The 4,197-nt window shown below is 50.1% G+C and carries 6 protein-coding genes; 3 read left to right on the forward strand and 3 right to left on the reverse strand.

Going from position 1 to position 4,197, the window contains the following annotated elements; all coding sequences use genetic code 11:
- Nucleotides 1-23: 23 nt before the first annotated feature.
- Nucleotides 24-392: a helix-turn-helix domain-containing protein gene (locus LBJ25_03775; protein ID MDR1453077.1), complete on the reverse strand. Its 369-nt coding sequence runs from the start codon at nucleotides 390-392 to the stop codon at nucleotides 24-26.
- 130 nt (nucleotides 393-522) lie between these two features.
- Here LBJ25_03775 and LBJ25_03780 point away from each other — a divergent pair, with 130 nt between their 5' ends.
- Together LBJ25_03780 and LBJ25_03785 are read left to right on the forward strand one after the other, a co-directional pair.
- The gene (locus LBJ25_03780) at nucleotides 523-1,344 is read left to right on the forward strand and encodes a hypothetical protein (protein ID MDR1453078.1); all 822 of its coding nucleotides are present in this window, start codon (nucleotides 523-525) and stop codon (nucleotides 1,342-1,344) included.
- A gap of 49 nt (nucleotides 1,345-1,393) precedes the next feature.
- Nucleotides 1,394-1,609 carry a hypothetical protein gene (locus LBJ25_03785; protein ID MDR1453079.1) on the forward strand — a complete coding sequence of 72 codons (216 nt, stop codon included), beginning with the start codon at nucleotides 1,394-1,396 and terminating at the stop codon, nucleotides 1,607-1,609.
- Between the two features lie 107 nt (nucleotides 1,610-1,716).
- Here the strand turns inward: LBJ25_03785 and LBJ25_03790 are convergent, their stop codons facing one another.
- Together LBJ25_03790 and LBJ25_03795 are read right to left on the reverse strand one after the other, a co-directional pair.
- Entirely contained in the window at nucleotides 1,717-3,330 is a 1,614-nt protein-coding gene (locus LBJ25_03790; protein MDR1453080.1) for a CTP synthase, read from the reverse strand.
- Between the two features lie 50 nt (nucleotides 3,331-3,380).
- On the reverse strand, nucleotides 3,381-3,695 hold the full coding sequence (locus LBJ25_03795; protein ID MDR1453081.1) for a helix-turn-helix transcriptional regulator: 315 nt from the start codon (nucleotides 3,693-3,695) through the stop codon (nucleotides 3,381-3,383).
- 114 nt (nucleotides 3,696-3,809) lie between these two features.
- On the opposite strand from LBJ25_03795, the gene LBJ25_03800 reads away from it, so the two are divergent.
- Nucleotides 3,810-4,197, forward strand: a 388-nt coding sequence (locus tag LBJ25_03800) for a hypothetical protein (protein MDR1453082.1), incomplete at its 3' end; no start/stop codon positions are given.

Genomic DNA, 4,197 nt, shown 5'->3' on the forward strand with positions numbered 1-4,197 from the left:
GTAAAAGCCAAACCTATTTCCAGCTACTTGAGATTTTTGGCCAGAGTTTTGAGCATGGCCAGCACGGCCTTTTGTGTTTTGACATCCAGTGTGCTAATGGCACGGGATATTTTATTTTCCAGAGTGCTCTGTCTGATCTGCGCTCTATTTTGCGGCACACTTTTTACCTCGCCAAACCACCAGCCAACCGCCACACCGTATTTCTGGCTAATGCGCATCAGGGTCAGCAAATGAGGCAGCCTCTTGCCTTTCAAAAACTTAAAATAATCACTGACATCCAGGCCCAGGCTAAAAGCAGACTCTTCAATAGTCTCCCCGCTCTTTTCCCGTAGCCAGGACAATTTCTCGCCAAAAATCTTTTTCAGAATTTCCGCAGTGATTTTCTGGGGCATGCCATCTATCCTTATTTATTATCTAGTTACTTGACAAAAGTTTATTCTCTGTTAAAATCATTGTCTAAGGAATATATACCCTATATAAAATATATAGGGTATATAAATAAAAACAGACTGGGGTATATATATGGCCACCAATAATTACACTGACAACTTTGAAGGGACACCATATTTTATTAAGAAAGGTGAACAACTTTCGGCGGCGGGTATGACCGCGGCGCTGAATACCAGAGAAAAGGTGGCGAATAAAGCGACCAGCCTATCCAGCGCGTCTACCGATATCGAGTATCCTTCGGCAAAAGCGGTCTATGACGCTCTGGCCGAAGCGGTGCGCGAACTGGAAACACAAGTCCATGCTGCAAACAACGCGCTCAGCGGCAAGCAGGACAGTCTGCCGATAGGCGCTATCTTGATGTATGACGGGGCGAGCTGGCAAGACAATGTTACATTGCCGGGTTGGTATTCCTGCAATAGAACAAATTATAATAATGGACTAACCCCTGATCTGGAAGATAAATTTATCAAAGGCAAAGGCGCTCTAGCGAATACCGGCGGTAGCAATGCTTTGACCGCCGCCATGCTGCCTTTACATAATCATGAATTGTCCGGCAATACAGGGCCGGCTGGGGAGCACAGTCATGATGCGCATACTGGCGGCTTAAAGATAGCCAGCGCAGAAAACATAAATTTTCTCGTCGAAGCCAGCGGCGTGTTTAGCCTAGGGAAATCCTCTGGCAGTTACAACAATGCCCACTGGAGTGGCTTACAAGCGTCTGCCCGCTGGGGAAATATAAATGCCACGCATAATTCCACGGGCGCACATACACACGCATTACCCAGCGCCACCGCTGACAATGACGGCGTCACCGGCACAAACGCTAGCTACAACAATATGCCGTTGTATTATTCGGTCATCTACATCATCAAAGTGACTGCGGCGGAGAAGTAGATAACAACTCGATGATTTGGATATGGGTTTTAGGAATTAACTGTTAGCTATGGCAAAAGCTCCGTCTTTGGACAGGGCGAATATGGTCTTTTTATTGACTTTTCCGGTGGAAAATAGGCCAGTAGATTTACAGAATTTTCTCCATGCCGTCAAAATGCCGTATCCTGAATATTTCGGCAAAAATATCGAGTACGAGCTTTTCCCGACCTGCGGTACCGCGGAATTCGCACTGTCTTTTCAGCTACTGCGGCAGATTATCCAGTAGCGTAATCAGCAGTGCCCTGAAGCGGAGCCGCTGATCATCAATTTTGAAATAAATCCAAATTATTGGCGGGAAGACCTGACCACCTTTGCCAGATATTTTGACCAGCGCTAAACCTCCCCCGCCGCTCTGACCAACCCCGCGAAGAGCGGATGCGGACGACCCGGGCGGGATTTAAACTCGGGGTGATACTGACAGGCAATGAAAAACGGATGCTCCGGCAGCTCCACCACCTCGACTAAATTTTCGTCAGGCGACAGGCCGGAAATTTTCAAACCATTTTGGGTAAAAAGCTCGCGGTATTTGTTGTTAAATTCATAACGGTGACGGTGGCGTTCGGAAATTTCTTTTTGGCCGTAACATTTTTCCAGCAGCGTGCCGGGTTTTATCTGACAGGGATAAGCGCCCAGGCGCATCGTGCCGCCTTTGGCGGTGATAGTTTTTTGATCCAGCATCAGGTCGATGACCGGCTCTTTGGTCTGTTCGTTAAATTCCGTGGAGTTGGCGTCCGGCAAGCCGCAGACATGCCGCGCGAATTCCGCCACGGCCATCTGCATCCCGAGACAAATGCCCAGAAAAGGCAATTTGTTTTCGCGCGCATACTGAATGACTTTTATTTTGCCCTCGATACCGCGGCTGCCAAAACCGCCCGGCACGACCAGACCGTCAATGCCGGCCAGCTGTTCCTGCCAGGCGGATTCGGATTCCAGCGCCTCGGTATTGACCCATTTGATCCTGGCTTTAAATCCTTGCTGCACCGCGGCGTGCTTGATCGACTCAGCAATAGAAATATAGGCGTCTTCCAGCGCGACATATTTGCCAGCCACGGCGATAGTCACAGTCCGGCCGCAGGCTTTCATTTTTTCCACATAGGCTTTCCAGTCCGTCAGATCGGGGTTTTGTTTTTTGCTCAAGCCCAGCAGCTCCAGCACCACGTCGGGCATTTTTTCCTGCTCCAGCAAAAGCGGCACCTCATATATCGAAACAACATTGTGCAGGCCGAACACCGCTTCCGGCCGCACGTCGCAAAACAGCGAAATTTTATTTTTTAATTCCCGCGAAAGTCTGGCCGCCGAACGGCAAATGATCACGTCAGGATGAATACCGATCGAGCGCAGCTCTTTGACCGAATGCTGCGTCGGCTTGGTCTTGTGCTCGCCGGAAGCCTCGATGAAAGGCACCAGCGTACAGTGAATATTGAGCGCGCTGCCGCGCGGCAGTTCGTTTTTAAACTGGCGGATCGCTTCGATGTAGGGCAGAGACTCGATATCACCGACCGTGCCGCCGACCTCGACGATCACCACATCGGAATTATTGTGCTGGGCGGCGCGCACCATGCGCTCTTTGATCTCATTGGTGATGTGCGGGATGACCTGCACTGTGGCGCCCAAATAGTCGCCGCGCCGCTCGCGGGCGATCACGTTGGAGTAAACCGAACCCGAGGTGACATTATTCCATTTGGACAGGGGCGTGTCGATAAAACGCTCATAATGTCCCAGATCGAGGTCGGTTTCCGCGCCGTCGTCGGTCACGAAAACCTCGCCGTGCTGATAGGGGGACATCGTGCCCGGATCGACATTGATGTAGGGATCCATTTTTTGCATCGTCACCGTGTAGCCGTGCGCCAGCAGCAGCCGCCCCAGCGAAGCCGCGGTGATGCCTTTGCCCAAACCCGACACCACGCCGCCGGTCACAAAAATAAACTTGCTCTTGAGCTTCAGCATTGGGGGATTATAACACTAAAAAAATAAACTCGAAATTAGGGGCATGTAAACTAGTATTTGCGGATCTTCCGCGTCACTTTGTCCAGCTGATTAAGCACATATTTTCTCAATAACTCCGGCTGCATCTGTTTAATTGGTTTTTTAACTGGCGCGGGTGAATTTTCCAGAAAAAACTTGTAAGGTTTAATTTGCAGCGCGGCAGAAATTCTTTCGATCATTTCCATGGAAGGAAACCGGATGCCCATTTCGATCGTGCCGATATAATTAACCGAAGTGTTGCAGAGCTCAGCCAGCTCCATTTGTGAAATGCCGGAGGCGCGGCGGATCCTGCGCAAATTAGAGATAAAAAGTTTTCGCAGACTCATTCCAAACTTATAGTCTAGATATATATCTCTTGACAATTTGCAAATAACAAGTATAATTTATTATTGACTAATGGTAAATATAACCATAAGTAAATAAAAACAGGGGGAATTTACATGACAAAAATATTACACACCAAAGTAGAAATAGGCAGCCCGCTGCTGGCCTCGGACATCACCGACCTGACTTTTTTTCCGGTAGGCATGATCATGCTGATGGACGGCAGCTGGCAGGACGGGCGCGGCGGCTGGTACATCTGCGACGGGCAAAGCAGAACTATACCCGGGCTTGGCGCGGTAACCATGCCGGATCTGCGGGATAGATTTATCAGAGGCGGCGCGGCGGGCGGCAGCGTTGGTGGCGGGACCGCAATTCTGGACACAGTCAATCTGCCCAGCCACAATCATTCATTAAGCGGATTAACAGTGACCGGCGGCGGCGCACATTCACACGGCGTTGGCACCTTAGCAGCCGCCAGCGGCTCGGCTACCCATTCGCACGGCA

This window comes from Candidatus Margulisiibacteriota bacterium, from assembly GCA_031268855.1.
In the GTDB taxonomy this organism is placed as follows: domain Bacteria; phylum Margulisbacteria; class Termititenacia; order Termititenacales; family Termititenacaceae; genus Termititenax.

Bases quoted from the DNA above. Each gene is read 5' to 3' on its own strand.
- LBJ25_03775 (MDR1453077.1), bottom strand. From the start codon at position 392: ATGCCCCAGAAAATCACTGCGGAAATTCTGAAAAAGATTTTTGGCGAG.
- LBJ25_03780 (MDR1453078.1), top strand. From the start codon at position 523: ATGGCCACCAATAATTACACTGACAACTTTGAAGGGACACCATATTTT.
- LBJ25_03790 (MDR1453080.1), bottom strand. From the start codon at position 3,330: ATGCTGAAGCTCAAGAGCAAGTTTATTTTTGTGACCGGCGGCGTGGTG.
- LBJ25_03785 (MDR1453079.1), top strand. From the start codon at position 1,394: ATGGCAAAAGCTCCGTCTTTGGACAGGGCGAATATGGTCTTTTTATTG.
- LBJ25_03795 (MDR1453081.1), bottom strand. From the start codon at position 3,695: ATGAGTCTGCGAAAACTTTTTATCTCTAATTTGCGCAGGATCCGCCGC.